Genomic DNA, 3,578 nt, shown 5'->3' with positions numbered 1-3,578 from the left:
CTGGAAGCAAGCTGCTATCGCAGCACTTCCAGTCCTTTTCGTTCAACAATATCAAGGATCTTGATGGCCGTGCTGCTGGGTTTCTTCGTTCCCTGCTCCCATGCGGCAACCGTGATCTTCTTAACGTTGATGAACTGAGCAAACACGGCCTGGCTGACCTTGTTTGAGTTCCGGATTTTCTTGATCTCCTCGGGCGTATAGTCACGAAGAGGAGGAAGGCAGAGAGCGTCGAACTCCCGCATCGTCACATCATCCACAAAGCCGGCTTCGTGCAGTCGCGCAGCAGACTTATGAACGTTCTTGAGAATTCTGCTCATGGCACTGAATCTCCAGTATCTGTTTCATTTCAATCATCTCAGCGAGCTTTTTGTCGTCAGCGAGCATGTAGACATCACATAGCTTTCGAAGGGCTTCCTTTTCCTTCTTCGTGATATTGTCAGTCTCGTTCTTGGCGAAGCCGTGGACGAAAATAAGCCTGTCGCCCTGACGATGGCCAACGATAGTCCGATAGCTTCCACGCTTGCCACGCCCTGGTGCTGCCACTCGCTTCTTGAGAAGAAAGCCGCCCAATCTGGCATCAACCAATCCAGCTTCGATCTCCTTTGCGGCATCACACAACATGGCATCCGTCACGTTGTACTCTCCGGCCCAGTCCTCGAACTCCAAATCCTTCAAAACTCTCACTGGCAATTTATATATTACTCCGTGATACAGATAGCAAGCGAGATTTTGAAAAATCTCGCACCCGGAACGGCATCGACAACCGCAGCCACTGGTTGATATTTGTCGCCAAACATAAATATTCCTTGAACATTTTCAATCCATGCCGACGGTTGCAGCATTACGGCCATTACAGCAGGGTCGTTCTCGCGCGCCTCTCCGAAGCCGATCGACTCTGACAACGCGATGGTACGAACGCGCCATGTTCAGATTGATACGAATAGAGTTGCGACAATCCAACGCCTGATCGGCGAACGCTCTCGTATTGTCCTCAATGAAGGCTCTGAACATGGAAGATCCCAACAATATCAACGTGCCTGCCGTATCCGGAATTTCCTTCAGCTCCGATGACCTGGAGGTTCTCCGGAGGGTAGAAATATTGGGGCAACCAGCACTTCCTCCTTTCGCCACACTGCCGGACCTTCACGCTTAAGACCCTCCGCAAGGTCACCGAGGAAGATGCCTTCAAGACGTTCTGCCTGATCCGCTGGCCGGAGACTAGCGGCCGTCCGATCTGCATCAATTGCGGGCACGAGCGCTGCTATCCGATCCGACGACAGCGCTTCAAATGCCAGAAGTGCCGTCGCGAATTTTCGGTCACCTCGAAGACGGTCTTTGCCTTCCGAAAGATGTCCTTTCGAGACATTCTGACGAGTCTGTGGCTGTCCGTGAACAGTGTGAAGGGCAAGAGCGCCCTCCAGCTCTCCCGCGAACTCGGATGCCAGTACAAGACCGCCTGGGTCTTCCTGATGAAGATGCGCGAGGCGATCGCCACCAGGCGCGAAGACATGGTTCTCGAAGGCGAGATCCACATCGACGGAAAGTATGCTGGCGGACACATCAAGCAGAAGAACCGGAAGGAGGACCGGATCGATCGACGAAGGAAAAAGTATCAGAATCTCAAACGGATGACGATCCTTGCCATGCGAGAGAAGACGCTCTTCGGACGAGAACGCACCCTCACTCGCGTCATTCGAACCGAGGACAGCAACGAGGCTTGGGAGTTCGCCAGGAAGCACGTCCGCAAGGGTTCGACGATTCACGCCGACGAACACTTCAGCTATGACGACCTCCAGGGGCTGCAAGAACTCAAGCGCGTAAACCACAGCAGGGAATATGAGACCAAGGACGGCGTGAACACCAATCACGTCGAGAGTTTCTTCTCACGCATCCAGCGGGCCTATGTTGGCATCCACCACCGCTTCTCGGGTGAAGTACTTCGACTGGTACGCGGCGGAAATCGCCTGGCGCAAGGACAATCGCCGGGTCGATAACGGCACGCAGATGTGGAGCATGGTGCATTTCGCATTGTCGAGGAAGACATCGCGCAATCTGTGTGGCTACTGGGAGGGCAACAAGCCGCCCGACCTCGTCTGGGCGAACGGTGTCAGTCCGGACGGGGCATGATCAGGCCGCGCTCTCCCAGAGGCGACGCTGGCCGTCGGCGACACCCGCATATCGTGCCCGGCCGTCCTTGACGAGCTTGTCGAGGTCTCGCGACAGAACGTTGCCAATCTGGCCAAGCCGCGGATCATCCTCCGTCAACCCGATCTGCAGCGCGACCTGCTTTGCGCAGTCCGCAGTCGAAACCGGAGCCTCTGCATCTCTCAGGATGCGCAGGAGGGCTCCGCGCTTGTCGAGATCCTTGAGCAATGGTGTCACAGCGCTTGCAGGCACCTTCGGAGGCTTTCTCGAACGGATCCGAGCAGCGCCGTCGGGTCGATAGTTCTCGTCGTAAACTTTCAGCACGGTGTCGAACGCGGCCCGCTGCTGCTCCAGGATCTCGATCTCGCCGCGAAGAACCTCGATCATCGTTCCCAGTTCTTCCCGCTTCTTCTTCAGCTCCTCTACCACCTGCATCCGTAACACCCTCTAAAAGCTACGCTTTCAGACTATCTGGTCATGGAATGAGAGTCTGGTGGTGGATCCTACATAATTGCGGAAAAATTTGAGGCGGAGAACTTTTGTAGCAACAGGGTCATCGGTCCTAATCGCTTCAAGGCGGGCATCGCTGACTTTCGCAGTAGCGCCCATTACGGAGATAGAAAATTAGATCATTGAATGACGGCTTCGCGCCATCCTATTCGACCGTTAAACCAGGCTACGAGATTTCCTCAAAGCTGCGTTCTGCATACTGGACCTGGCTGTCCAGTTCGGGGTGGAAACCTGACCGTTTCCTAGCAATTGGATCGCGCAATGAGCACACGATGCGTGTCGCCTCGCATCAGTTGATGATTTCGCCTCGTTCGTCTGAGCGCAGTGCGGTCAGTCGTTCTCTCCATACCTGTAGTGCTTCAGGCGTCAATCTGGTCCAATGCGTGATTTCGCCGGTAACCTTGAGCGCTGCGCTGCTGCGATACGACCGAGTAGGGTTGCCGGGAAATTTCTTGTCGGTCACGTTCGGGTCGTTCTCGAATGTCCCGGTTGGCTCAACGACGTAAACACGCGGGACTGCGCCGCCTTCGGTGAGTTCAGCCGCGATTTCAGCGGCAAGCCCGGCACCTTCCACAATGGCAGTGAAATAGATATGGTTCATCACCACTTCAGGACGATAGTTCGAGCGGTATCCTGCGGTGAGGAAGTCACCCACGCGCAAATCCGCGATTGTGCCATGAAAGAAGGGTCCCACGTCCGGCGCTTCGGTCATCATAATCGTCCTTATCTTATGAGTCTGCTTGTAGTCGTTTTCAAGCTCTTTAGGCATGATTTTTCCTTTTCGACTTTGACGGCGAATGCACATTGGTGAAGCTGGTGAACAAGATCCTATGGGGGTGCGCCGGGAGACCGGCAAGGAGTAGATGGTGAAAGTCCATTACGATGAAGGTGTAGCGAACCACGTCGGCCCCGAGCCGTGCGCA

General features: G+C 54.9%; 5 protein-coding genes and 1 pseudogene. 2 read left to right on the top strand and 4 right to left on the bottom strand.

Features of this window, described 5'->3' with window-relative positions:
- Positions 1–14: 14 nt before the first annotated feature.
- Together PY650_RS36175 and PY650_RS36170 are read right to left on the bottom strand one after the other, a co-directional pair.
- Positions 15–317, bottom strand: a complete 303-nt coding sequence (locus PY650_RS36175) for a helix-turn-helix domain-containing protein (protein WP_112507876.1) — start codon at positions 315–317, stop codon at positions 15–17.
- Positions 289–684 (bottom strand): type II toxin-antitoxin system RelE/ParE family toxin, encoded by a 396-nt coding sequence (locus PY650_RS36170; RefSeq protein WP_285884887.1) that lies wholly within the window; start codon positions 682–684, stop codon positions 289–291. The genes PY650_RS36175 and PY650_RS36170 overlap by 29 nt, the downstream gene beginning before the upstream one ends.
- A gap of 497 nt (positions 685–1,181) precedes the next feature.
- Here PY650_RS36170 and PY650_RS37610 point away from each other — a divergent pair.
- A pseudogene (locus tag PY650_RS37610) lies at positions 1,182–1,295 on the top strand (transposase); the annotation flags it as partial.
- 54 nt (positions 1,296–1,349) lie between these two features.
- Positions 1,350–1,994 (top strand): IS1595 family transposase, encoded by a 645-nt coding sequence (locus PY650_RS36165; protein ID WP_285884885.1) that lies wholly within the window; start codon positions 1,350–1,352, stop codon positions 1,992–1,994.
- A 133-nt stretch (positions 1,995–2,127) separates the two neighbouring features.
- Here PY650_RS36165 and PY650_RS36160 read toward each other — a convergent pair whose 3' ends face one another.
- Positions 2,128–2,580 (bottom strand): hypothetical protein, encoded by a 453-nt coding sequence (locus PY650_RS36160; RefSeq protein WP_285884883.1) that lies wholly within the window; start codon positions 2,578–2,580, stop codon positions 2,128–2,130.
- 364 nt (positions 2,581–2,944) lie between these two features.
- Positions 2,945–3,370, bottom strand: a complete 426-nt coding sequence (arr, locus tag PY650_RS36155; RefSeq protein WP_432761626.1) for an NAD(+)--rifampin ADP-ribosyltransferase — start codon at positions 3,368–3,370, stop codon at positions 2,945–2,947.
- Between the last annotated feature and the right edge of the window lie 208 nt (positions 3,371–3,578).

This window comes from Martinezella calliandrae, assembly GCF_030272695.1.
GTDB classification, from domain to species: domain Bacteria; phylum Pseudomonadota; class Alphaproteobacteria; order Rhizobiales; family Rhizobiaceae; genus Rhizobium; species Rhizobium calliandrae.
The sequence above is the reverse complement of the archived record's forward strand: the minus strand, read 5'-3'. Positions and strand labels throughout refer to the sequence as shown.